A 25,439-nucleotide genomic window follows, 5' to 3' on the forward strand; every position below is an offset into this window, starting at 1 on the left:
GTCGCGGCTTTGCGAGGTTGCGAACTTCGTAACCGAGAACTTTCGGCTAAGATAAAATTTCTTGCGGAACGGAAATGTGAATTAACCACAAAATTCGCAATCTTGCAAAACCGCTGTTAGGGGCTGAGCTTTTTATATGTTTCAATGTACATATAAGGCATATCAAGTTGATAACCTCTATGTAGCAGATTATCTTCTGAATGTTCAAAAGAATTCCATGTATTTGTAATAACTTTTTCGATTAAATCTTTTCGCTGTATTAATTTAGGTATATCCTCTTCTTTTACAATTTCATTTACACTGAAACCATATTGTAAATCTATAAAACCATCACAATTAGGCAATCTTCCAGAAAGTGTATGACCTTCTCTATAAATTTTGAATTCCGAATTAGATTTGAGATGATTTATAAAATCATGAATAGTAATTAATGTATAGTTACTGTCTTTTTTTGTAACAAAAATAGGAAAGGAATCATCATGTAAATTAAATGTCATGAGCAAACCAAGATATTTTAAATAGTAAAAGTTAATAAGGTTTAAAGATTCAATCATATTTTTTTGTTCAATCGCCCAATTTTTCATACTATCATATGGCACAATCTTTGAAAAAGAATCTCGTTTTATAGAAATTACTTCTTCAGTATTTATATATCCAGCAAATCCCCCAATATCGCTAACTCTTATACCTTTAGATAATGTAATTGCAAGAGAAATCTCCTGATTATTAATCTGAGGTAGTAAAACTAGTTTACCATATAAAAAATCGTCTTCTTTTATTTCAATTAAACCAATGTTTAATTGTTTATAAGTATCGATTAAACCATTAAATAGTTGATTTTCTCTTTGTAAAAAAAGAAAATCAACTAATCCATTAAATTCTAAGTTGAATAAATGTTTAGGTAAAATTGTGTTTAAAGTACCGTCAATTTCTTTTACGTTTATTTTTACGTTTGAAGAAGGTACAAAATACTTAATTAAAGTAAAAAGTAAATTATTTGAAAATAAGGAATTACCAACTATTCCTAATTTTGAATATGGGTCAATATCTAATTTAACTTTAATAGAAGTCCCTCTATCGATTATTCTATTTCTTTCTTTTAAATCAGGTTTTCGTAATATTGGATTTGAATTTATCCCGTCATGAAAATCTAGAGTTTTCATATTTGATATTGATTCTCCAAACTTCCATGATGTTATGTTAACAAATTCGCCTAACATAAAAACTGAAAAAAAACCTATACCAAATTTGCCAATTGATTCAAATCCTTTATGGTTTATCCCTTCAAATTCCCTTGTGAATTTATCACTTTTCCAATATGAACCTCCAAAATCCAGTAATTCATTTGTTAAAATTGTTTGACTCATTCCAATTCCATTATCAGTTACAATCAAAAAGGGTTCATCATTTTCTATTTCTAATGAAATGTTTATCTCACCCACATTTAAATTGTCTTGACCTGTATGCATGCGATACAAATTAATTGCATCAATACTATTTTGGATTAACTCTCTTAGCGCAAAATGGATGTTACCATAAAGTTTTATTCCTCCAAGTTCTGTTGCAATGTGGACAGGGTTTGTAACCTTGATTTTAGAATCTAAAGATACCCAACCATCTGTACGGATATATTCTTTTCCTAATTCTAATGTGTCATTAATTGATTTTACTCCTTTTGCTTTAAATGGAGTTTGATTTTTAGTTTCAAAAAACTCATTCGCACTTTTAATTTCACGGTCTAAAACCGTTAACGCTTCATGACAAAGCCACCAAGCTTTTTGTTCTTTTTCAGAAAAAGGATTATTAGTTGAATAGGTTAATAGATTATCTTCTGATAATACAGGAAAACCTAATTTTTTTTGAAAAGTCCAATGCTCTTTTGATATTCCCTCTATTTCCGATATAAGTTTGTTAGATTTGGGAGTTCTTAAGTTATCTAAATGTGCAGCATCAGCAGTTCTTAAAATAAATGAGATTTTTTGACAATCTACTGACCAATCTGTTGGGAAATTTGGAGAGCAGTATTTAGTACCAAATTCTCTCTCAATGTAATTTGTATTACAACTGTGACTTTTGGAAATTTTACCAACAATCAAACCAAGTTCTTCTCTTAAGGATATATCTTTAATTAAGTAGTCGCCATTACTTAGTTTTTCTGTTGCAACTTTTTGTGCGTAATCACCGTGTCGATAACGTACAACATAAAATAGAGCTTCCTTGTATGTGGTTTCAGAGTCTCCATTTTGCTTAATGTAATCCAAATAAAGAGGGTCTTTTTTCATTTCCTCTAGATTATTCAATATTGAATAACACATGCCAGAATCATGAATTAAAAATGCAAGATGCAATATAAAACCTTCTAATGGGTTGAGGAAGTTAGGAGTACTACCAATTATAATCTTTGAATAATTCCAAAGCATTCTTGAATGGTTTAATGAATGGTCAGTAAGTTGAGGAAAATCAACTATAATATTAGAAAGGTATTCTTCTATTGTTCGCTCTACGCTTAAAATGTTTTCTTTAATGTAATCAATTTTATCTTTGTTTTTCCAAATTGATATATCGAAAGAGTTCTTAAAGAGTTCGTTATTTTCTTCTAATTCATTCATTTACGTTCTATTTTTTTAGCTTTGCCCCTAACTCGTTTATATGTGTGATAATTATCACACAATATTTAATTTCAAATATATAAATAAATTATTACAAATGATCAAAGAGGTTTTTATTGTTGAATACTTTAAGCCGCGTGAAGGATGGAAGTGAAAATCCTTTTATGAAGCGAAGCGCAATAAAAGATTACTTCACAATATTTTTAATTTTTAGCGGAGTTCAGTGAACTTCGTTTGTAACGTACAGCCTGACCCGTAGTTGCGAGGAGGAACGACGAAGCAATCTGGTGGGACACGCTCAAATAATTTTCCTTTTCTGGCCTATGATTTTGTCAAATGACTGCCTAAAATTCAAAATGGTAAAATACTTGTTTGGGTTGCAAAAATTTTATAATTTTGCAACCCAATTTTATTATGTAAATTAAAGAAGAAGATGGATATCAAAAGAGTAGCAATAGACGCTGTGAATGAAACAATTGTAATGACTGTTGTTCACATGGATTACAAAGGACAAGTTGCAAAAAGAATAAACGAAAAAATGCCTTTGGCAACTGTTAAGGGATTTAGAAAAGGAGCGGTGCCTAAAGATCTTGTTGAAAAACAATACGGTAAAGGGATTAAGCAAGAAGAAGTTCAGAAAGTTGTTGATTTGGCTTTGGAGCGTTTCGTACAATCAGAAAGATTAAACCTTCTTGGAACACCACTTGCTAAAGTAAACGAAGATTTTTCTTGGGATGCTGAAGAATTGGTTTTTGAATATGAAATTGGATTGGTTCCAAACTTCACTTTAGACTTAGATGCTAAAAATGACATTGTAAAATATGTGGTTACTGCTGATGCTAAATTAATCGAAGGTCAAGTGGAAAGAATCCAAAAACAATTTGGAAAAGCAATTCCTCAAGAGGTTGTTGCTGCAGATTCAGATGTAACAGGAACATTCACTAACGAAGAAAAAGGAATTAATAACGCTACCACTATTGCTGCTGATCTTTTCAAAGACAAAGCGACTTTTGATTTATTCATTGGTAAAAAAGCAGGTGATGTAGTGACTGTAAATACTAAAGGTTTATTTGAAGACGATCATCAATTGATGGACGTGATGAAAGTAAGTCATGATGACGTTCACGGTTTAGATGTTGATGTAAACTTCACAATCGAAGCGATCAATACTGCTGAATTGGCTGAATTGAATCAAGAATTGTTTGATAAATTGTTTGGAGCTGGAACTGTTTCTTCACTAGAAGAATTGAAAGCAAAAATCAAAGAAGATGCTGAAACTCAATTTGCACAACAAGCAGACCAAAAATTATTAGGTGATGTTACGGAGTTTTTGATCGAAAGTACAAAATTCGATTTACCTTCTGAATTCTTGAAAAAATGGTTGCAGACTGTTGGTGAGAAGAAATTGTCTCCTGAAGAAGCTGAAGTTGAATATGCACGTTCTGAAAAAGGATTGCGTTTTCAATTGATCGAAGGTAGAGCAATGGCTCAATCTGATATCAAAATCACTTTCGAAGATTTGAAAACATTCACTACAAAAAATATCCGTCAACAAATGGCGCAGTTCGGGCAAACAAATCCTACTGACGAAGAAGTTCAAGGAATTGTTGCAAGAGTTTTGTCTAACCAAGACGAAGTAAAAAGACTTTCTGACCAAGTTGTTGCGGAAAAATTATTGGAATTGTTCAAAGAGAAAGCAAATCCTACAACTAAAGAAGTAACGTACGACGAATTTATTGCCGCTTCATACGGAGAATAAATAGGAGTCTGTAATGTCTTAAAGTCAAAAGTAAAAAGCCCTAAGAGCGCAAGTGATTATTAAAATTTTATGATTTTATTACAGATACTAAACAATAAAAAATAGTTATATTTGAGCGTCAGAAAAAATATTTTTTGACGCTCTTTTGTTTCAATTAGTTGCGGGAGCCAATCCAGCTGTACGTTACAAGTTTTTTCATCCGTTTCAGTTTTTTAAATTCCTGCAAGAGCTTCTTCCAGTCGCTTTGCAAGAATAAAAAAACTAAAAAACGAAATTCAAAAAGCTTTTTACTCCCATCTGGGCTAAAAATAAGACATATTGACATTATTTGGAAATGGGTATGACCTTTGCATTAAATCGAATCACAAGATATTACGTAAAACTTAGAACAAAAAAATATGAACTACGGTAAAGAATTTAAAAAATTTGCTACAAAGGACCACGGCGTAAACTCGATGTATTACGATAAAATCGTAGGCGCAATGACTCCTAAAAACATGACTCCATATATTATCGAAGAACGTCAGTTGAATATTTCACAATTAGACGTTTTTTCCAGGCTGATGATGGACAGAATTATATTCCTTGGAACAGGAATTGATGACCAAATTGCAAACATCGTTCAAGCACAGTTGTTGTTCCTTGAAAGCGCCGATGCTTCAAAGGATATTCAGATTTATTTGAATTCTCCAGGAGGAAGCGTTTACGCAGGATTGGGGATTTATGACACGATGCAATACATCAAACCGGATGTAGCAACTATCTGTACCGGAATGGCAGCTTCTATGGGAGCGGTGCTGTTGTGTGCAGGTGCTGCAGGAAAACGTTCGGCTTTGCCACATTCAAGAGTAATGATTCACCAACCATCAGGTGGAGCGCAAGGGGTTGCAACAGATATGGAAATCAACTTACGCGAAATGTTGAAACTGAAAGATGAGTTGTACAAAATTATCTCGCATCACTCCGGACAAACTTTCGATAAGGTTCATACGGATAGTGAGCGTGATTATTGGATGATTGCCGAAGAAGCAAAAGCATACGGAATGATTGATGAGGTTTTAATAAGAGGATAAATTATTAGTCGAAAGTCAAAAGTCATAAAGTCAAAAGCATTGCTTAGACTTTACGACTTTTGACTTTATGACATTAGACTAAAAGAATGGCAAAAGTAGTATTAGAGTGTTCGTTTTGTGGAAGAAAGAAGCCAGAAACCAATTTATTGATTGCTGGTATCAATGCACATATTTGTGATAAATGTATCGAACAGGCACACGGAATTGTTTTAGAAGAATTAAAATCCGGTGGAAGTTCAAAACTGGTTGGAGATTTGATTTTGAAAAAACCAAAAGAAATCAGAGCGTTCTTGGATCAATATGTTATTGGACAGGACCAAACTAAAAAAGTAATGTCGGTTGCGGTTTACAATCACTACAAACGTTTGATGCAACAGCAATTAGACGATGAGGTTGAGATTGAAAAAAGTAACATCATCATGGTGGGACAAACAGGAACAGGAAAAACGTTGGTGGCTAAAACCATTGCAAAAATGTTGGATGTGCCTTTGGCTATTGTTGATGCGACTGTTTTAACAGAAGCAGGTTATGTGGGAGAAGATGTCGAAAGTATTTTGACACGACTGTTACAAGCTGCTGATTATGATGTTGCGAAAGCAGAACGCGGCATTGTATTCATTGACGAAATAGATAAAATTGCACGTAAAAGTGACAATCCGTCTATTACGCGTGACGTTTCTGGTGAAGGTGTGCAACAAGCATTATTGAAATTATTGGAAGGAACCGTTGTGAATGTGCCACCAAAAGGAGGACGCAAACACCCGGACCAAAAATTTGTGGAGGTAAATACACAAAATATTTTGTTTATCGCCGGTGGTGCTTTTGATGGAATCGAAAGAATTATTTCAAAACGATTGAACCGTCAAGCCGTGGGTTATTCTACTTCTAAAAATGTGGATAACATCGACAAAGACAATTTGTTGCAATACATTATTCCAAAAGATATCAAAGATTTTGGATTGATTCCGGAGATTATTGGTCGTTTGCCCGTATTGACACACATGGATCCTTTAGACAGAGAAACCTTGCGTGCGATTTTGACGCAGCCTAAAAATGCGTTAATCAAGCAATATGAGAAATTGTTTCTAATGGATGACGTAGAATTCACCATTACAAATGAAGCTTTGGATTTTATTGTTGATAAAGCATTAGAATATAAATTAGGAGCTCGTGGATTGCGTTCGTTATGCGAAGCAATCTTAACTGATGCGATGTATGAATTGCCAAGTTCTGACACTAAAACATTAGAAATTGACGTGGATTATGCAAAAGAAACATTGAATAAAAATTTATTGAAACGTTTGGAAATAGCATCGTAATTTGAGTTCTGATAAAGATTAATTTTTAATCTTTTCTAAAATAGTAAACCTGTTCATTCAATTGAGCAGTTTTTTTTATGGATTATTTTCAGCTTTTTTTTAAACCCAGATTCTGCATTAGACTTCGTGACGAAGCTAAATTATTCAATAAAAACAAGTGCTCACGGACAATTTTTAAAGAAGGAATACTTTTGTCTTTCGATTTTAAAAATTGGAGTAAGTGCTTGGTTATGAAGAAGAATTTAGATGCAGTAGATTTCTAATGCGGAATTTGGGTTTAAACTATATTTTTTTTAGTATTTATATGTAGCTGATTTTAAATAATTTGTAAATTTATAGTCGAAAATTTTAAAAGGGAACTTGAAATGATAACGGTACAAAATACGATAAACGCTTCTGTTGAAAAAGTCTGGGAATTGTGGACAGCTCCCAAACACATTACAAAATGGAATAATGCTTCCGAAGATTGGCATACCCCTTTTGCGGAAAATGATTTAAAAGTAGGTGGAAAATTTAAATCTACCATGGCGGCAAAAGATGGGAGCATGAGTTTTGATTTTGAAGGAGAATATACTGAGGTGGAAAAAAACGCCAGTATAAAATACAAAATGGCTGATGGAAGACATGTAGAGATTATATTTGAAAATCTGGGAGACAATGTAAAAGTAACAGAATCTTTTGACCCAGAAACAGAAAATTCCGAAGCCTTGCAACAACAAGGTTGGCAGGCAATTTTAGATAACTTTAAAAAATACGTAGAAAATCCAACCCTTTAAAAACAAACAAAATGACAAAGCAAATATGGCTTAATTTACCGGTAAAAGAGGTGGCGAAATCAAAAGCGTTTTTCGCTAAAATAGGTTTTTCTTTTAATGAACAATACGCTACTCCGCATTCAACATGCCTGTCAGTTGGAGCTACTAATTTTGCGGTCATGCTTTTTGAGGAATCGATGTTTGAAAGTTTTGTGCAAAATAAAATTACAGATACGCAATCAAGTTCTGAAGTATTAATTTCAATTGATGCTGAAAGTAGAGAAGAAGTGGATGAATTCGCAAAGAAAGTAGAAGAAGCAGGAGGTATAGTTTTCGCCAAACCAGCCGAAATTCAAGGTTGGATGTACGGTTGTGGTTTTGCAGACTTAGACGGACATCGCTGGAATATGTTATATATGGATTTTAGTAAAGTGCCAAAGCAGTAGGGTTTAAGTTAATCTAAAAAAAAACAAAAAAAATGACAACACTGGAATTTAAAATTGAGATCAATGCTCCAAAAGAAAAAGTTTGGGACATTTTATGGAATGAAGAGACATACAAACAATGGACATCCGTTTTTTGTGAAGGGACTTATGCGGTAAGTGATTGGAAAGAAGGCAGTAAAATTCATTTTTTATCTCCAAATGGGGATGGAATGAATAGCATTATTTATAAGAAAATACCAAATGAATACATCGCTTTCAAACACATAAGCGAATTGAAGAATTTTGTAGAAATGCCTATTGATCCTAAAACGCAAGAATGGACAGGTGCTATGGAAACCTATCGATTAACCGAAAATAATGGTCTGACTGTTTTAGAGGTTAAAATGGATTCAGTCGAAAAGTATGTCGATTATTTCAAAACCACATTTCCAAAAGGCTTAGATATGCTAAAGAAACTTTCAGAAGAGAAATAAAATATTAATTTTAAAATTACAATTATGGCGTCAATTAATCCGTATTTAGTTTTTAATGGAAATTGCGAAGAAGCATTTCTGTTTTACCAATCTGTATTTGGTGGAGAATTCTCTTATATTGGCAGATTCAAAGACATTCCGCCAAATACGGAGGGGTGCGAACCTGATTCTGAAGAAGATAGTGAAAAAATCATGCATGTTAGTTTACCAATCGGCAAAGGAACAATCATGATGGGAAGCGACAACAATTCGTCAAGTAAAGAAGTGATATTTGGGCAAAATATTTCTGTTTCAATCAACACCGAGAGCAAAGAAGAAGCCGATAAATTGTTTAACGGACTTTCGGCAGGAGGAACGGTAACGATGCCAATAAGCCAGACTTTTTGGGGAGCTTATTTTGGAATGTTTACCGATAAATTTGGGATCAATTGGATGGTAAATTTTGATGAAAACGAGAAAAAATAATAATCATTAAAACAAATCCTGATTTGTTCGTGTATTGCGTTTTTCTCAAAAATATAAACCTGTTCCTTGATTTGAGCAGGTTTTTTTATGGTTAATTTAAACTATTTGTTATTGTTTAAAAAAAGAAACATTATTTTTTTTTATCAACGTCAGATTGTCGATTTTTGTCCATTCTTAATCAAATAATTATAGCATGCAAGTAGAAGATAAAGAGGTCATTTTATTAAAAGTTTCCGGTCAGGACAAACCGGGTGTAACGGCTGGTTTAACATCCATCTTGGCGACTTATGATGCCATTATTTTAGATATTGGACAAGCAGACATTCATGACACGCTCTCTTTAGGTATTTTATTTGAAATAAAAGCGGGTTCTTCTTCTGGGCCTGTTTTAAAAGATTTATTGTTTAAAGCGTATGAATTGGGGGTTAAAGTTAAGTTTATTCCGATTTCTATAGACGATTACGAAATTTGGGTAAAAGCACAACGCAAACAACGTTATATCATAAATGTTTTGGGAGAAACATTAACGGCTGTACAATTGGCGGCTGTGACTAGAATATTATCGAACCAAAATTTGAATATTGACGCTATCAAAAGATTAACGGGAAGGGTTTCTATTATTGAAAAAGAAGAATTTCCTCGTTCTTGCGTACAATTATCTGTAACTGGCAATATTGTCGATAAAACGTTGATGACGGCTAGTTTTATGGAAATTTCCAGAACCTTAGATGTGGATATTTCTTTTCAAGAAGACAATATGTATAGAAGAAACAGACGTTTGGTGTGTTTTGATATGGATTCTACCTTAATTCAAACGGAAGTAATTGATGAATTGGCTGAATTAGCGGGTGTGGGTGAGCAGGTAAGAGCCATAACTGAATCGGCTATGAATGGCGAAATTGATTTTAGCGAAAGCTTCAAACAACGCATGGCTTTGTTAGAAGGCTTGAGTGAAGATGTGCTGCAAACAGTTGCTGAAAATCTGCCCATAACAAAAGGAGCACATCGCTTGATGAAGGCCTTAAAATATTACGGATATAAAACCGCTATTTTATCAGGAGGATTCACTTATTTTGGTCATTATTTACAAAAGGAATTAGGGATTGATTACGTTCACGCTAATGAATTAGAGATTATAGACGGCAAATTGACAGGTAACTATATAGGCGAAATTGTTGATGGTCAAAAGAAAGCAGAATATCTAAAAGCTATTGCAGAAAAAGAAGGGATTCACATCAATCAAACCATTGCGGTGGGTGATGGTGCCAATGATTTGCCTATGTTGAATTTGGCAGGTTTAGGAATTGCTTTTCATGCCAAACCTACGGTAAAAGAAAAAGCAGAAAGTTCTATTTCCAGCTTAGGCCTCGACGGTGTTTTATACCTGTTAGGCTACCACGACAGGCATATTGATATGATGGAGGAGGAGTAAATAGTGCAATAATAATAATAATAATAATAATAATAAAATAGGCTGTCCCTAAAATTACTTTTCGGATAGCTTTTTTTATACTTTAAGGGTAAACACTTTTTCAGGTTTTTCCAGTGTTTGTTTTTCGTGAGATTTACAAATTCCTCTTGCGCCGCAACTCATTCTATGCGGTCCGCAGGAACTCAGTACAACTAGTGTAATCAAGATGTAGAAGGTGTTTTTCATCTTTAGTCTATTGTATTATTTCAAACTGCATGCTTTTCAGTTGTTCCAAATAATCTCTTTGGTTAGAAAGTCTAGGAATTTTGTGTTGTCCACCTAATTTGTCCTTGCCTTTTAGCCAATCATAAAACAAATTTTTCCGGGCTACATTTATTACTAACGGATTTAACGTCATGTTGTTGTAGCGCTTTGCTTCGTAATCTGAATTTAAAGATTGTATGGATTCATCCAATGCTTTCTGGAATTGCGATAGATCAGCCGGATTGTCTTTGAATTCAATCATCCATTCATGGGCGCCTTTTTCTTTGCCTTCCATAAATATAGGCGCAACGGTGTAATCAACTACTTCCATTTGGGTCATTTTACAGGCTTTGGCAATAGCCTGATCGGTATTTTCGACCATCAATTCTTCGCCAAAAACATTAATGTGATGCTTGGTTCTTCCCGTTACCCGAATTCGATAGGGATTCAATGACGTAAAACGAACGGTATCACCAATCAAATAGCGCCACAAACCGGAATTGGTGGTAATCACCAAAGCATAATTTTTGAAAAGTTCCACATCTGCCAGTCGAATTACTTTTTGATCCAGTGTTCCAAAAGTATCCATTGGAATAAATTCATAGAAAATTCCGTAATCCAGCATCAATAATAAATCACTGGAATTATTTAAATCCTGAATGGCAAAAAAACCTTCGGACGCATTGTATATTTCGTAATATTTAAACTCTTTTTTAGGCAATATTTTTTTATACTGTTCTCTGTAGGGTTCGAAATTTACGCCTCCGTGAAAGTAGACTTCCAAATTAGGCCAAAGTTCAAATAAATTTCCTTTTCCGGTTTCTTCCAGCATTTTATTCATTAAAACTAACATCCACGAAGGAACTCCGGCAAAACTGGTTACGTTTTCGTTTTTTGTTTCGTTTATAATCGCAGCAATTTTAGTTTCCCATTCACTCATAAGGGAAATTTTGTTGCTTGGCGTACTGCTGAACTCCGCCCAAATAGGCATATTTTCGATTAATATGGCAGACAAATCTCCAAAGAACGTATTGTTGTCTTCATAGATTTGGGAACTTCCGCCAAGACGCAAACTTTTTCCAAGAAACAGTTCTGAATCTTCGTTGTTGTTTAAATACAAACACAATAAATCCTTACTCCCTTTATAATGACAATCTTCCAGGGCTTCGTTACTTACCGGAATAAATTTACTTTTGGCGTTTGTAGTTCCGCTAGATTTTGCAAACCATTTTATAGGGGTTTCCCAAAAAACATTTTGTTCACCTATACGGGTTCTTTCAATCAACGGTTGTAATTCTTCGTAGGTCGAAATAGGAATTCTTTCGGCAAAAGTAGCATAGGAATGTATCGAAGCATAATCATATTGCTTGCCTAAAACAGTGTTTTTTGATGACTGAATTAAATGCATAAGCAATTCTTCCTGAACCTCATTGGGATATTTTAGGAAAAGTTCGATCTGATGGATTCTTTGTTTTAGAACCCAGGAGGCAAACGAATTGATTATGGTTAAAGGCATGGAGATTTGGGATTTTAGATTTATGATTGCAGATTTTAGATTTGAAAATAGGTTTACAAATACTAACTTTGCAATAATACCAAAAATAGTGTTTTTTTATAAAAAACAATTCTATTTGTATCAAATATTCTAACTCAAAAGAGTAGTCTTGCTAGCTGCAATCTACAATCTTAAATCTGCAATCTAAAATGACATACGAAGGTGTACTTACAAAAATGCAAACCGAATTTGGAAACCCAATTCAATATTATTTAGTTTTTGAGAATAGCTTTTTAAACGTGAATCAGTTACTGAATAAAAGTATTGAGATTAATTTTGTGGGGTATCAATGTTTAAATTGCGGGAAGAAGAAAAAAATATTCCGTCAGGGATGCTGTTATGATTGTTTCTATTCTAGTGCCTCGGTTGGGGATTGGATTATGAAACCGGAGTTAAGTACTGCCCATCTTGGGATTCAGGATAGAGATCTAGCTTATGAAGAAAAAGTACAATTGCAACCACATATTGTGTATTTGGCTTTGTCCAGCGAAGTCAAAGTAGGAGTGACCAGAAAAACACAAGTACCTACACGATGGATAGATCAAGGCGCAACCCAAGCCATTTCGATTGTTGAAGTTCCGAATCGATACTTGGCCGGAATTACTGAGGTGGCGCTGAAAAATCATTATGCTGATAAAACCAATTGGAGAAAAATGTTGACCAATAATGTGGAACAAATTGACTTAGTTGCAGAACGGATGAAAGTGGAAAATTTTATTCCAACGGAGGTTCAGGAATATTTCTATTCGCAAAAAAATGATTTGTATGAGATGCATTATCCTGTTTTACAATACCCAAATAAAGTAAACAGTTTGAGTTTAGATAAAACACCTCAAATTCAAGGAAAACTAACCGGAATAAAAGGACAGTATTTATTGTTTGAGGATGGAACAGTTTTTAATATCCGTGGTTCCGAAGGATATGTGGTAAAAATCAAAGTATAAAATTCCACAAAAAAGCAGGAATTTCTATTTTAGAAATTCCTGCTTTTTTTATTATAAAAAACTATTGCTTTATATCAAATTATTCTTGTTGTTCTTTAGGCTCTTCTGTTTTTTTCTTTTTATTAAACAATCCATTTAATAAATCTTTAGCCTTAGTTTTTACCTCTTCCTTAGTTGCGGGAGTTGTAGGAGTCGCCGTTTTTGTAGTATCTCCTGGCTTCTTGTTTTTATTAATGAAATCAGTCAAAGCCGAAGTTCCTTGTTTTACCAGTCTGTCTTTTTGTTGGTTTACTAGTTGAGTAGTCAATTTAGTTACCGCACTGTTGATGTCAGTTGTGATTTTTGGATTCGTGAAATTCCCAACTAATATTGCATTTATCGGAATGCTTTGCACTTTTGCAGCATCAGCAGGAGATAATTTTGCAATTAGCGCATTCGCTTCTGAACCCAAATATTTTGCGGGAACATCAAATTTTAGATTGTAATTCATGCTTTGGTCAAAACCATGCGTTCCTCCAATCGTTGCTTTGATGTCTTTATACTTGATGTCAAATGGTTTTACATTTACTTTTCCATCTTTGAAAGTAACCGCAGCTTTCAAATCATTCAAATTGATTTTACTCACATCAATGAATTTCAAGTTAGAACCTAATGCGGTCAGCAAAGTCGAATTACTCGAATTTACAGTGGTCGAAAGCAGTTGTCCTAACAAATCACCGGTAAGCGTTTTCAAGTCAGGAGTTAGTTCTGTTGCATCAAGATTTCCGTTCAATTTGATAGTTGAATTCAACTTTCCATTGATAATCCCAGCTATTGGTGCAATTTTTTTCAACATATCCAGTTGGGTGAAAGACTGTGCGATATCGACTTGATTTAATTTTAAATCCATATTGAAAACGGGCGTTTTTCCTTTTGTGGAAACAGCTCCGTCTACGCCAATTGTTCCTCCAAAAATGGATGTTTTTACATTTTGCAAAGTCACTTTTTCGTCTTTCACGATTAGTTTTCCCGAAACATCTTTCAGAGTCAAATTATCATATAAAACCGTAGTCGCTTTTGCGGTAAGCGTACAATTTAAGAAAGCAGGAATCTTCATGGCTTCCGCTTTTTTAGTTTCCGTTTTAGTCGCAGTTTTAGTGGTTTCGCCGGTTGTCATAAAATCATCAACGGCTAATTGTTTAGAATTCATGTTGAAGTTTCCTTTCAATTCTTGGTTTCTAAATATAAACCCGTAAAAATTCTCTAAAACTCCCGTTACACTAATGTCACTTTTTCCTGTAGTCGCATTCAGCTGTTTCAAATTGACTTGGCTGGGATTAAACTGAACTAAAGCAGTGCTAATGTTCATTCTCTTACCGTTCTCATCCACATAATTGAAGCCTGAAAGACTCATTGTTCCTGCATTATTGATGTTTTGATACTGACTTTTTTCTACAGATTGCATATCAAATTTTGTAGTCACATCGGCCTTTAAAATTCCTGACAGTGGCTTGTCCAGTTTTATAGGATACGCTTTGGAAAGATTGGCTAAATTGATAGTTCCTTTTAAAGCGGCATCAACAACCGCATTTTGAGTTATGTTTCTTATGTTGGCTTTGGCATTAAAAACATCTTGATCTATTTTGAAAGAGAGCTTGTCCAAGTTGACATACGTGTCATTTAGAATCCCTGTTTCGTTTATAATTTTAGTGTCAATAACGATGTCTTGAACTGATTTTGGTAAATTAGGATATTGAAATGAAGCGTTATTTGAGGCTATTGCAATGTTGAATTTTGGAACTGTTGAATCTGAATACAAGCCTTTGGCAAAACCTGCAACAGTAAAATCGCCGGTTGTTTTCACATTGTCCAAACTCGATGCATAGGCTGCAGGGATAATTCCCAAGAAATTTTTGAAGGATGAAGTAGGAGTTTTAAATTTCAAATCATATTGTTGACCCGTTTCGACCATTTGAATGAATCCATCAAATTCCAGTGGCAATTGATTAATTAACGCTTTGTTTTCTTTGAAGGTGTATTTACTTTTTTCTAAATCGATTCCCAAAACTGCGTCCAGAGTCAAGGCTACATTTTTCATGTAATTGACTTTGTCCATATCGAGTGATACTTTCGCCGTTGACTTGGTGACCAAATCTAATTTTTGGGCTGCAAAATCCCCGGTTCCTTCGTGGTTTAAACTGTCGATTATCATTTTTATTTTTGAGCTTTCGTCAAAATAACGGAACTTGAAATTCTCAATTTTATAATCTTGTATTTTTAATGATAACGGACTGCTTTTTCCATCGTCTTTGGTTTTTTCATCTTTCAAAGCAATATCGTAATTCCCGATTCCATCTTTGTTGAAAATGATATTGATTAATCCATTTTTCGAGGAGATTCCGTCAATAGACATCGCTTCGTTTTTACCTTTAAAAAGTTCTTTGATAGACATTTTTAAATTCAATTCGCCTAATGAAATCAAAGTGTCGCCTTCAAAAGGAGCTTTGTTTATAATGACTAATTTTTCCAGCGTTACATTCGCATTTGGGAAATTTTTGAACAAGCTTAAATCCGCTTCTGCAAAAGAGACCCTGGCATCTACTTTGGCATTGATAGCTTCAGAAATTTTAGCTTTTATTTGATTTTTAAATAGATAAGGCGCAGCAAATAAAGTCACGACGAGCAGGATAATCAGAATTCCAATGATTTTTAAAACTTTCTTTATCATAATTTAATTTCTTTAGATTCTATAAGTGGAGCAAAAATAGTGCCTTCGATTCTTTTACAAAAATAGTATTTTTAGGACAGAGTAGTTTTTTTGGTGTTTTTTATAAACAATAATTTAACTTTATAGTATAAAAAAATCCGTTTAAACAATTGATTAAACGGATTTCATAGTGAGTTACAAAAGCTCTTAATGAATGTTAATTTCAAAAGGCATTAGGGCTTGAACTCCTTTTTGTGCTTGCAATTTTTTTATTTCTTGCATAATTCTATAGTTTTCCTCTCCTATTTCTTCTTTTATAAAGTCTTCTTTAGATTTTGCAAAAGGAAGATTAGCTAAAAGATCCTCGAAATTTTTCTCGTATTCCGGGTAATTTTGGGTACTGTAGCTTTTTATTTTTGCCATAGAAGCTGCTTTTGCAATAGCGTCATCTAAACCTCCAATTTTATCCACAAGTCCAATTTTCAATGCTTCTGAACCTGTCCAAACTCTTCCTTGTGCAATAGCGTCAACTTGTGCAAATGTCATTTTTCGACCTTGTGCTACATGCGTAACAAAAGTTTTGTAAATGTGTTCAACACTTTCTTGGGTAACCGCTTTGAATTTTTTATCCAATGGTACAAAAGGACTATAATTTGCCGAATTATCATGGGTCTTGACTTGCTCCGTATAGATTCCTATTTTAGTAGCCAATGGTGTGAAGTTGGGTAATATTCCAAAAACACCAATAGAACCTGTAATTGTATTTTCTTCGGCAAAAATGGTGTTGGCGTTACACGCAATATAATACCCTCCTGAAGCCGCATAATTCCCCATAGAAACTACTACTGGTTTTACTTTTTTAGTCAATTCAATCTCTCTCCAAATCAAATCTGAGGTCAAAGCGCTTCCGCCAGGACTGTCAATACGAAGTACAATAGCCTTTACATTTTTATTTTTTCGAGCCTCTTGTAACGAGCGACGCATAGAACCTTCTCCGATGACATTGACATCACCTTCGCCACCCCTGATTTCTCCTTGGGCATAAATAATGGCTATTTCATCTTTACTGTCGAACGTTTGTGAAGTAGTGGCTACTTTTTGAGCATAATCACAAATAGACACTTTATTGTATTCTTCGTCGTTGGCTACTTTAAGTGCTTTTCGGATGGCGTTGTGATACACATCTTCATAGGCAATAACGTCAATCAATTTCTGTGATTTTGCCATTTCCGGAGTTCGAGCAAGAAGTCCATTGGCAATTTCATTCAATTTAGCCACAGATATATTTCGGCTTTTAGAGATGTCAGTAGTGATCGAATTCCAAACGGAATTCAGTAATGCGGTAGTTTGTTCTCTGTTGGCATCACTCATTTTGTTTTCTAAAAACGGTTCAACGGCACTTTTATATTTTCCATGGCGGATCACTTCCATTTTTAATCCTGATTTTTCCTGAAAATCTTTAAAGAACATAAGTTCAGCAGAAAGGCCTTTGAAATCCATATCTCCGACAGGATTTAAGTAAATTGGGCTGGCAACAGAATTTAGATAATATTCTTTTTGTGAATACGAATTGGCATAAGCCATGACGAATTTACCTGATTTTTTAAAGCTTTCCAGAGCATCTCTTAATGCCTTACTTTGCGCCATACCTAATGACGAAGCATTATTTAGGATCGAAATACCTTTAATGTCGGCATCTTTTTTTGCTTCTTCAATGGCATTAATAATGTCTGATAAGCCTACTTTTTTGTTTTCTGAAAAAATAGTTACCCAAGGGTCTTTGTATTTTCCGGCATAGTCGTTTCTGATGTCTTCCAAATTCAATTCTATAACAGAATTATTTTTTACCGTAACACCTTCAGATTCACCACCAAAAATGGCTCCAATGAGAATAATTCCAAAAAAGAACAACATGAAAAAAACAAAAACACCTATAATGGTAGCTAATACATTTCCTAAAAATCTCATAATTATATTTTTTTAATATGTCGTAAAAAAGATTGAAATGTTACAAATAATTGTTTGTAATTTCTAAGTTTAATTATCAACACAGGATACAAATATATTGCTAATTCTAAAATTCTTTTAGTTAATTTGCACCTAATTATGAAATCACAACATCAGGTCATTTTATCTATAGGCAGCAATCAAGGCAATCGTTTGGAAAATATCGAACGTTGTTTGGAATTGATACATCAAGAAATTGGGACTGTAATTAAAGTCTCCAGATTATATGAGACTCCAGCTTGGGGTTTTGAAAGTGATGCTTTTTATAATTGTGCTTTGGTTTTACACACTTTTACATCCGCACATAAAATTCTGTCTCAGGTTTTAAAAATTGAAAAGCGTTTGGGTCGTTTGCGAAATAAATCTCAAGAGTATCAATCGCGCACGATTGATATTGATTTGATTGCTTTCGATTCAGAAATTATTGCTTCCGAAAAACTCCAAATTCCGCATCCTTTGATGCAAAACAGGAATTTTGTTTTGTTGCCCATTCAGGATTTAAATTTAGATTGGAAACATCCTATTCTTCAAAAAAATATTTCGGAATTATTGGTATTGTCACCAGATGAAAGTGTTTGTATAGTGGTTCAGAATTTAGTAAATCCTTTGCAGAATATTTCATTAGAGCAATTTAATTATGTCGCTTTCGAAGGGAATATCGGAGCGGGAAAAACCACCTTGGCTACGAAGATTTCTGAGGATTTTAATGCGAAAACGGTACTGGAACGTTTTGCGGATAATCCTTTCTTGCCCAAATTTTATAAAGATCAGAACCGATATGCGTTTCCGCTTGAAATGTCATTTCTTGCGGATAGATACCAGCAATTGTCTGATGATTTAGCGCAATTTGATTTGTTTAAAGACTTTCTAGTTGCCGATTATCATATTTTTAAGTCTTTGATTTTTGCCAAAATAACACTGGCCGAAGATGAGTACCGTTTGTATCGCAATCTCTTTGATATTATTTACAGAGAAATGCCAAAGCCTGATTTGTACATTTATTTGTATCAAAATTCAGAGCGATTATTGCAAAATATTAAGAAACGCGGCAGAAGCTACGAACAAAAAATCCCGGCTGAATATTTGGATAAAATCAATAGCGGTTATCTGGATTATATTAAATCACAAACCGATTTGAATGTTCTGATTATTGATGTTTCTGATAGGGATTTTGTGAAAAATCAAGAAGATTATCTCTATATTTTAGATGTAATCAAGAAGAAGATTAATTAATAATATTGACTGCTGTTTGAACTATTAAGTTGTGTTCAATTATCTTTTTAGAGAAAAATGCCCTTTTATTAAAGGTCTTGTGTTGTCAATTTTCAAGATATACCAATAATCTGAAGCGGGCAATAGATTTTTATTAAAAGTTCCATCCCAAGATTGGTTGATTGCGTTTAGTTTTGTAATCAATTTTCCATAACGATCAAAAATGGTCACTTCGGCTCCTGGGTAATTAATTAATCCTTTTACTTCCCATAAATCATTCTGTGAATCGTTGTTTGGAGTAAAGAATTTTGGAGCAATTAAAACTACAAATGTTTTACTGTCAGCTCCGTAAAAATTGGCTTCTCTTACATGCGCCGTTTGCAAGCCACTCGATACATTGAAAAACACGTTCGAACTTTGATAATTGATTCCGTCAACAGAATATTCAAAATAGTCCTCTGATTTTTTTAAATAAACCACGACTGTAGTTCCGTTTACATCAATACGATCTATTTCAGGAATAAGATGTTCAACAACAGTAAATTTTTTTCTGCTGGTACAGTTTTCAGGAGTAGGACTGGTTACATCTACGGTGTAAATACCAGAAGCAGAAACAGTAATTGTTGCTGTAGTTTCATCGGTTGACCATAAATAAGTCATATTAGGAATTTGTGCATCAAGGATTAAGCTGCCGGATTTACAAAGTATTATCTCTTGATCCGTAACTACGGGAGGAACGTAAATTATAATTTCAACAGCAATCCGATTGCCATTCGTACATCCATTATTTATGGCTTCGGCGTAATATGTTGTGTTTTGTGTAACATTGGGGACAGTCAGACTTGTCCCAGTTCCTATGTTAGTGCTACCGGTTAGACTTGAATACCAGTTTATATTTCCAGTAGAAGCTGTTGCTTCAAGCGTTACAGCTCCTGCTCCACATCTGGAAACGGGAGAATTGGTAGCAGTGATGGTAGGGATTGTGTTTATTGTGGCTGCAACTGCTATTCTTGACGTTGTGCATCCAGCATCAACATAATAAGTTGTTGTGGCTGTTAAAAAAGGTGTTGTGTAAGTGTTTCCAGTTGCTAATAAAGTTCCGCCACTTGTAGTATCATACCAGTTTACTGTTCCGCCGGAGGCTGTTGCTTGAAGTGTAACAATTCCGGAGTCACATCTTGAAACTGAAGTTGTTCCTGTAATTTGTAATATCGTTATGGATGTGCTAGTTGCAATTTCAAGTATTGGATCTCCGGGCATTCCACCATATTCTATAATATATCCCTTTGATTGATAATCTCCAGTTGAATCTCCGTTTAATTGCAGATCGTTCCATGATCCTGGAATTCCAGAGACTCCAGGCGCTTTAACGTGTGCATAATGTTCAATACCATTACTGTTGTTTGGTTCACCAGTATTCCAATTGGTATAAGACATTACCGTTCCTGCCTCCGGCCCAGTAATCCATTTCCAGACCCCTTCTGTTTCGATGTCACTACCTCCAATCCAGCCGTTTCCAGCCGCCTGAGCTCCTGCCAATTGAGCTTCATCAGCCGCTGTCAGAGTGGCTAAATAACCTTTTAGCCCATAATAAATCTTTGTTTCTGCAGCTAATTTTGCTGCTGTCCAACTGATTCCTGGACTGTAAACATATTCGTAAAAATGACCGTTTCTGGGTAAATAATTTGCTTGTCCTATTGTGATTGAGAAATTTCGAATTCCTGAAGGAGAAGTTGATGAATTGCTAAATTCAACGTCTTTTATCGCGTTTACAAAGTCGCTATATAAAACATCAGCTCCAGTTGGGCTGGATAATTTTAATTTTCCTGAAGGAGCATCCCAGCTAGAAATAATTGTTGGGTGTAATGTGGGATTGGGTAATTGGATTAAATCCTGCCCGTTTACATAACCCGAAGAAATCTGAATGTAAATAGCCTCTGTACCTGTGTCTGTAATATCAGAATTTGTTATGCTGACATCGGTTACTATTCTTAATGAAGTTCCAGGACAGTAACTTTGATTTCCTGTAGCTATAATTTGTGGTGCATTATCTATAATTGATAATGAATGTGGGTTTGTAATAAAATTAAGGCGTGATGACTTTATCGAGCCTTTTGAGATTATAGCAGTGTTTTTTTTTATTGCATAAAAGGATATAGCGGAACATTCTGCCATCGGAACGAGCAATAAAAAAGCTAAAGATAATTTCAAAAAGTTAAAAATTCTCATGCGATAAAAGTATTACTTATTCTATTTTAAAAAAATCATTTCGGCCAGTTCAGTTTTTGAAATAAATCCCAAACTACAATCCCTGCGCTTACTGAAATATTTAAAGAATGTTTGGTGCCTAATTGTGGAATTTCGATGCAACCATCACACAAGGCGACCGCTTCTTGAGAAACTCCATGTACTTCGTTCCCAAATACCAAAGCATATTTCCTGTCCTTTTCAATTTTAAAATCTTGAAGAAAAACAGCACTTTCTACTTGTTCTATGGCAAGCGTGGTGGTGTTTTCTTTTTTTAATTTTCCAATAACTTCAAGAACATTTTCATGATGTTCCCAAGTGACCGTTTCGGTAGCGCCCAAAGCTGTTTTGTGAATTTCTTTGTTTGGAGGAGTGGCAGTAATACCACATAAATATATTTTTTCAATTAGAAAGGCGTCTGCTGTTCTAAATACGGAGCCAATATTATGCAAACTGCGGATGTCATCTAATACTAAAATCAGCGGTGTTTTTTCAGATTTTTTGAATGCTTCAATAGATTTTCGATCCAGTTCGCTGTTTTCTAGCTTTCTCATATTTTGTAAATTATTCAAAAAAAAAGCTTCCGAAATTAATGGAAGCTTTTTTGTGTATTTAGTTAAAATTTAGCTTTTTGAAGGTTCAGCGGCTAAAACATTTCCTTTTATTGTAAGTGTTTTGCTAGGGACAACAGCATTAGTTGTCAATGTTACTGTTTTAGTAAAAGCTTGACCACCTCTTGAAGTGTCATATTTTACTCCAATAACTCCTTTTGCTCCCGGAGCGATTGGCTCTTTAGGATAAGTAGGAACGGTGCAACCACATGATCCTTGAGCATTAGTAATGATTAAAGGTTTGTTTCCGTTATTTGTGAAAATAAACTCGCGTTTACCATCAGAGTTATAGGCAACAGTGCCGTAGTCAATGGTTTCAGTTACGAAAACCATTCCAGCGCCATTCACTTTTGCGGTAGCAACTTTAGTATTTGTTGCTTTTAATTTTTTTGAAGTTTCTTGTGCAGTAGAAGATACAACTCCTAAAACAACTAGCATAGCTAGGGTAATTATTTTTTTCATATCTATTTCAATTTAAAAGTATTTACAAATCTAAAGAAAAAATAGAAATTATGGATTAAATCTTTCTTAAAAATAGTTTAATTTTTGAACTCCTTAATTATTTGTTTTAAAATCTATAAATTCGCTGATATTTTTTTCATTTTTAAACACAAATACAATTGGCATCTAAAGATAAAATAGTTAAGGAAACTCCGTTAATGAAACAGTACAATGAGATAAAAAGGAAGTATCCGGATGCTTGTCTTTTGTTTCGCGTAGGGGATTTTTATGAAACATTTGGTGAAGACGCAGTTCGTGCTTCAAAAATTCTCGGAATAACATTGACCAAAAGAGGGGCAGGTTCAGAAACGGAGACTGCACTAGCAGGTTTTCCGCATCATTCTATAAATACGTATTTGCCAAAGCTTGTCAAAGCGGGACTTCGTGTGGCTATTTGTGACCAGCTTGAAGATCCAAAAATGACCAAAACCATTGTGAAACGAGGTGTTACAGAGCTTGTGACTCCAGGTGTCTCTATGAATGATGAGGTTTTACAGTCGAAGACCAATAATTTTTTAGCATCTATTTTTTTTGCCAATAAATCAATTGGAATTTCATTTTTGGATGTTTCTACAGGTGAGTTTTTAACGGCGCAAGGCAATGCAGAATATATTGACAAACTGTTACAGAATTTTAATCCAAGTGAAGTTCTGATTCCCAAAAATAATAAAAATGATTTCCGGGAAATTTTCGGAGAGGATTATCATAGCTTTTATCTGGAAGATTGGATTTACAAGGAAGACTACGCATTCGAAACCTTAACCAAGCATTTTCAAACGGTTTCTTTGAAAGGATTTGGAATCGAAGAATTGAAAGAAGGAATTATTGCTTCGGGAGCGATTTTATATTATTTATCCGAAACCCAGCACAACAGAGTGCAACATATCACGACCATTCAGCGTATTGCAGAAGATGCTTATGTCTGGATGGACCGATTTACAATTCGCAATCTGGAGTTGTATCATAGTTATAATCCAAACGCGGTGACGCTTCTCGATGTAATTGATAAAACGCTATCGCCAATGGGAGGTCGTTTGTTGAAACGTTGGTTGGCATTGCCGTTGAAAGACAGTACTAAAATAAAAAGCCGTCATCAGGTGGTTTCATATTTAAAAGAAAATCAGGACGTTTTAAAAAATATCCAAAATCAAATCAAGCAAATTTCTGATTTGGAACGTTTGATTTCGAAAATTGCAACCGGAAAAGTATCGCCTCGGGAAGTAGTTTATCTGAAAGAATCTTTGGATGCTATTATTCCAATAAAAACCTTGGCTTTAGAAAGTCCGCAAGAAGCAGTTAAAGTAATCGGTGACAGTTTGCACAGTTGCGAATTGTTGCGTGAAAAAATAAAAACGGTTTTAAATCAAGATGCTCCTGTGGCTATTGCCAAAGGAAATGCGATTGCCAAAGGAATCAATGCAGAATTAGATGATTTACGGGCAATATCAACTTCCGGAAAGGAATTCTTGGACGGAATCGAAAAACGAGAATCACAACTGACGGGGATCTCCTCGTTGAAAATTTCCTTTAATAATGTTTTTGGATATTATATCGAAGTTAGAAACTTGCACAAGGATAAAGTTCCTGTGGAATGGATTCGAAAGCAAACTTTGGTCAATGCGGAACGTTATATTACGGAGGAATTAAAAGAATACGAAACCAAAATCCTGGGTGCCGAAGAAAAAATTCATAAAATAGAAGTAGAGTTATTCGAACAATTGGTGAGTTGGATTGCAACATATATCAAGCCGGTTCAAATGAATGCTAATTTGGTGGCACAACTCGATTGTTTGTGTTCTTTTACACAGTTGGCTATCGAAAATAAATACATCTGCCCTGAGCTAGACGAAACTTTCGAACTGGAAATCAAAAACGGAAGGCATCCAGTTATCGAAAAACAATTGCCGGTTGGCATGCCTTATATTGCCAATGATGTTTTCTTGGATAGAGAAACACAACAGCTGATCATGATCACTGGTCCGAATATGTCTGGAAAGTCTGCTATTTTGCGTCAAACTGCTTTGATTGTGCTATTGTGTCAAATGGGAAGTTTTGTGCCTGCAGACAGTGTGAGAATGGGAATTGTAGATAAAATATTTACCAGAGTAGGAGCGAGTGATAACATTTCGATGGGAGAATCTACTTTTATGGTCGAAATGAATGAAACGGCTTCCATTTTGAATAATATTTCCGATAGGAGTTTAGTGCTTTTAGATGAAATTGGGAGAGGAACGAGTACCTATGACGGAATTTCCATCGCATGGGCAATTGCAGAATTTTTACACGAGCATCCTTCAAAACCTAAAACATTATTTGCAACCCATTACCATGAGTTGAATGAAATGAGCGAGTCACTGCCTAGAATTCAGAATTATAATGTGGCTGTTAAAGAATTGAAAGATACCGTGCTTTTCATTCGAAAATTAGTAAAAGGAGGAAGTGCACATAGTTTTGGAATACATGTGGCGAAGATGGCCGGAATGCCTCAAATTGTGATTTTGAAAGCGCAGAAACTTTTAAAGAAATTAGAAAAAAATCATTCCAGCGATGCGCTGAACGGAATTAAAGCTGCAAAAGATGAAATGCAAATGAGCTTCTTCAATTTAGATGATCCTTTATTGGAAGAAATCAAAGAAGAGATCATAAGTCTGGATATAAATACCATTACGCCTATGGAAGCGCTGATGAAACTCAATGAAATTAAAAGAATGTTGACCAGAAAATAATTTATTTAACTTTAAAGTTTACGTTATCAGAATGTTAACTTTTATATGTGATTTTTTTATAAAAAAGGCTTGTGTAATTCAATAAATGTCCTAAATTTGCATCCGCAATACAGAACAAGTATCGCGGTTCTTTTTAAGGATTGAAAATGCGAAAATAGCTCAGTTGGTAGAGCGCGACCTTGCCAAGGTCGAGGTCGCGGGTTCGAGCCCCGTTTTTCGCTCGACACCACATAATGCTCGGATGGTGAAATTGGTAGACACGCTGGACTTAAAATCCAGTGAACAGCAATGTTCGTGCGGGTTCAAGTCCCGCTCTGAGTACTAAAGCCTCTTCAATTGAAGAGGCTTTTTTTTGTTTGCAAGAATTTGAAACGGT

General features: G+C 34.6%; 19 protein-coding genes and 2 tRNA genes. 13 read left to right on the top strand and 8 right to left on the bottom strand.

The genetic code is table 11. From position 1 onward, the window contains the following. Window positions 1–116 precede the first annotated feature (116 nt). The gene (locus E0H99_RS04520) at window positions 117–2,609 is read right to left on the bottom strand and encodes an ATP-binding protein (protein WP_131991657.1); all 2,493 of its coding nucleotides are present in this window, start codon (window positions 2,607–2,609) and stop codon (window positions 117–119) included. Between the two features lie 433 nt (window positions 2,610–3,042). Here E0H99_RS04520 and E0H99_RS04525 point away from each other — a divergent pair, with 433 nt between their 5' ends. The 8 genes from E0H99_RS04525 to serB all read left to right on the top strand — a co-directional run bounded on the left by E0H99_RS04525 (window position 3,043) and on the right by serB (window position 10,331). Next, a complete protein-coding gene (locus E0H99_RS04525; protein ID WP_131991660.1) occupies window positions 3,043–4,368 on the top strand; it encodes a trigger factor in 1,326 nt (441 codons plus the stop codon). A gap of 398 nt (window positions 4,369–4,766) precedes the next feature. Continuing rightward, the gene (gene clpP, locus E0H99_RS04530; RefSeq protein ID WP_073351820.1) at window positions 4,767–5,441 is read left to right on the top strand and encodes an ATP-dependent Clp endopeptidase proteolytic subunit ClpP; all 675 of its coding nucleotides are present in this window, start codon (window positions 4,767–4,769) and stop codon (window positions 5,439–5,441) included. 86 nt (window positions 5,442–5,527) lie between these two features. Next, complete coding sequence (gene clpX, locus E0H99_RS04535) at window positions 5,528–6,760, top strand: ATP-dependent Clp protease ATP-binding subunit ClpX (RefSeq protein WP_131991663.1); 1,233 nt, start codon at window positions 5,528–5,530, stop codon at window positions 6,758–6,760. 365 nt (window positions 6,761–7,125) lie between these two features. Continuing rightward, window positions 7,126–7,536, top strand: coding sequence for an SRPBCC family protein (locus E0H99_RS04540; RefSeq protein ID WP_131991666.1), 411 nt, complete (start codon window positions 7,126–7,128; stop codon window positions 7,534–7,536). An 11-nt stretch (window positions 7,537–7,547) separates the two neighbouring features. Continuing rightward, entirely contained in the window at window positions 7,548–7,961 is a 414-nt protein-coding gene (locus E0H99_RS04545; RefSeq protein WP_131991669.1) for a VOC family protein, read from the top strand. Window positions 7,962–7,993: 32 nt separating this feature from the next. Continuing rightward, the gene (locus tag E0H99_RS04550; RefSeq protein ID WP_131991672.1) at window positions 7,994–8,434 is read left to right on the top strand and encodes an SRPBCC family protein; all 441 of its coding nucleotides are present in this window, start codon (window positions 7,994–7,996) and stop codon (window positions 8,432–8,434) included. Window positions 8,435–8,458: 24 nt separating this feature from the next. Further along, the gene (locus E0H99_RS04555; RefSeq protein ID WP_131991675.1) at window positions 8,459–8,899 is read left to right on the top strand and encodes a VOC family protein; all 441 of its coding nucleotides are present in this window, start codon (window positions 8,459–8,461) and stop codon (window positions 8,897–8,899) included. A 193-nt stretch (window positions 8,900–9,092) separates the two neighbouring features. Beyond that, complete coding sequence (serB, locus tag E0H99_RS04560) at window positions 9,093–10,331, top strand: phosphoserine phosphatase SerB (RefSeq protein WP_131991678.1); 1,239 nt, start codon at window positions 9,093–9,095, stop codon at window positions 10,329–10,331. A gap of 75 nt (window positions 10,332–10,406) precedes the next feature. Here serB and E0H99_RS17145 read toward each other — a convergent pair whose 3' ends face one another. Further along, on the bottom strand, window positions 10,407–10,556 hold the full coding sequence (locus E0H99_RS17145; protein WP_165930253.1) for a hypothetical protein: 150 nt from the start codon (window positions 10,554–10,556) through the stop codon (window positions 10,407–10,409). 7 nt (window positions 10,557–10,563) lie between these two features. Next, window positions 10,564–12,090 (bottom strand): GH3 auxin-responsive promoter family protein, encoded by a 1,527-nt coding sequence (locus E0H99_RS04565; RefSeq protein WP_131991681.1) that lies wholly within the window; start codon window positions 12,088–12,090, stop codon window positions 10,564–10,566. A gap of 188 nt (window positions 12,091–12,278) precedes the next feature. Here E0H99_RS04565 and E0H99_RS04570 point away from each other — a divergent pair, with 188 nt between their 5' ends. Beyond that, a complete protein-coding gene (locus E0H99_RS04570) occupies window positions 12,279–13,073 on the top strand; it encodes a DUF2797 domain-containing protein (RefSeq protein ID WP_131991684.1) in 795 nt (264 codons plus the stop codon). Between the two features lie 79 nt (window positions 13,074–13,152). Here E0H99_RS04570 and E0H99_RS04575 read toward each other — a convergent pair whose 3' ends face one another. Together E0H99_RS04575 and sppA are read right to left on the bottom strand one after the other, a co-directional pair. Next, window positions 13,153–15,780, bottom strand: coding sequence for an AsmA-like C-terminal region-containing protein (locus E0H99_RS04575; RefSeq protein WP_131991687.1), 2,628 nt, complete (start codon window positions 15,778–15,780; stop codon window positions 13,153–13,155). Between the two features lie 186 nt (window positions 15,781–15,966). Further along, window positions 15,967–17,727 carry a signal peptide peptidase SppA gene (sppA, locus tag E0H99_RS04580; protein ID WP_131991690.1) on the bottom strand — a complete coding sequence of 587 codons (1,761 nt, stop codon included), beginning with the start codon at window positions 17,725–17,727 and terminating at the stop codon, window positions 15,967–15,969. Between the two features lie 138 nt (window positions 17,728–17,865). On the opposite strand from sppA, the gene folK reads away from it, so the two are divergent. Further along, the gene (gene folK / locus E0H99_RS04585; protein ID WP_131991693.1) at window positions 17,866–18,999 is read left to right on the top strand and encodes a 2-amino-4-hydroxy-6-hydroxymethyldihydropteridine diphosphokinase; all 1,134 of its coding nucleotides are present in this window, start codon (window positions 17,866–17,868) and stop codon (window positions 18,997–18,999) included. A gap of 39 nt (window positions 19,000–19,038) precedes the next feature. Here the strand turns inward: folK and E0H99_RS04590 are convergent, their stop codons facing one another. The 3 genes from E0H99_RS04590 to E0H99_RS04600 all read right to left on the bottom strand — a co-directional run bounded on the left by E0H99_RS04590 (window position 19,039) and on the right by E0H99_RS04600 (window position 22,298). Continuing rightward, window positions 19,039–21,189: a T9SS type B sorting domain-containing protein gene (locus E0H99_RS04590; protein ID WP_240723440.1), complete on the bottom strand. Its 2,151-nt coding sequence runs from the start codon at window positions 21,187–21,189 to the stop codon at window positions 19,039–19,041. Window positions 21,190–21,242: 53 nt separating this feature from the next. Next, window positions 21,243–21,779: an RNA methyltransferase gene (locus tag E0H99_RS04595; protein ID WP_131991699.1), complete on the bottom strand. Its 537-nt coding sequence runs from the start codon at window positions 21,777–21,779 to the stop codon at window positions 21,243–21,245. 69 nt (window positions 21,780–21,848) lie between these two features. Beyond that, window positions 21,849–22,298 (bottom strand): DUF1573 domain-containing protein, encoded by a 450-nt coding sequence (locus E0H99_RS04600; RefSeq protein WP_131991702.1) that lies wholly within the window; start codon window positions 22,296–22,298, stop codon window positions 21,849–21,851. Window positions 22,299–22,456: 158 nt separating this feature from the next. On the opposite strand from E0H99_RS04600, the gene mutS reads away from it, so the two are divergent. From mutS to E0H99_RS04615, 3 genes are all read left to right on the top strand, one after another. Continuing rightward, the gene (mutS, locus tag E0H99_RS04605; RefSeq protein ID WP_165930254.1) at window positions 22,457–25,063 is read left to right on the top strand and encodes a DNA mismatch repair protein MutS; all 2,607 of its coding nucleotides are present in this window, start codon (window positions 22,457–22,459) and stop codon (window positions 25,061–25,063) included. A 148-nt stretch (window positions 25,064–25,211) separates the two neighbouring features. Further along, window positions 25,212–25,284: transfer RNA gene (locus E0H99_RS04610), tRNA-Gly, on the top strand. Between the two features lie 14 nt (window positions 25,285–25,298). Continuing rightward, window positions 25,299–25,384, top strand: a tRNA-Leu gene (locus E0H99_RS04615). Window positions 25,385–25,439: the final 55 nt, after the last annotated feature.

It is taken from the genome of Flavobacterium sp. GT3P67 (assembly GCF_004349155.1).
Classification (GTDB): Bacteria; Bacteroidota; Bacteroidia; order Flavobacteriales; family Flavobacteriaceae; genus Flavobacterium; species Flavobacterium ranwuense.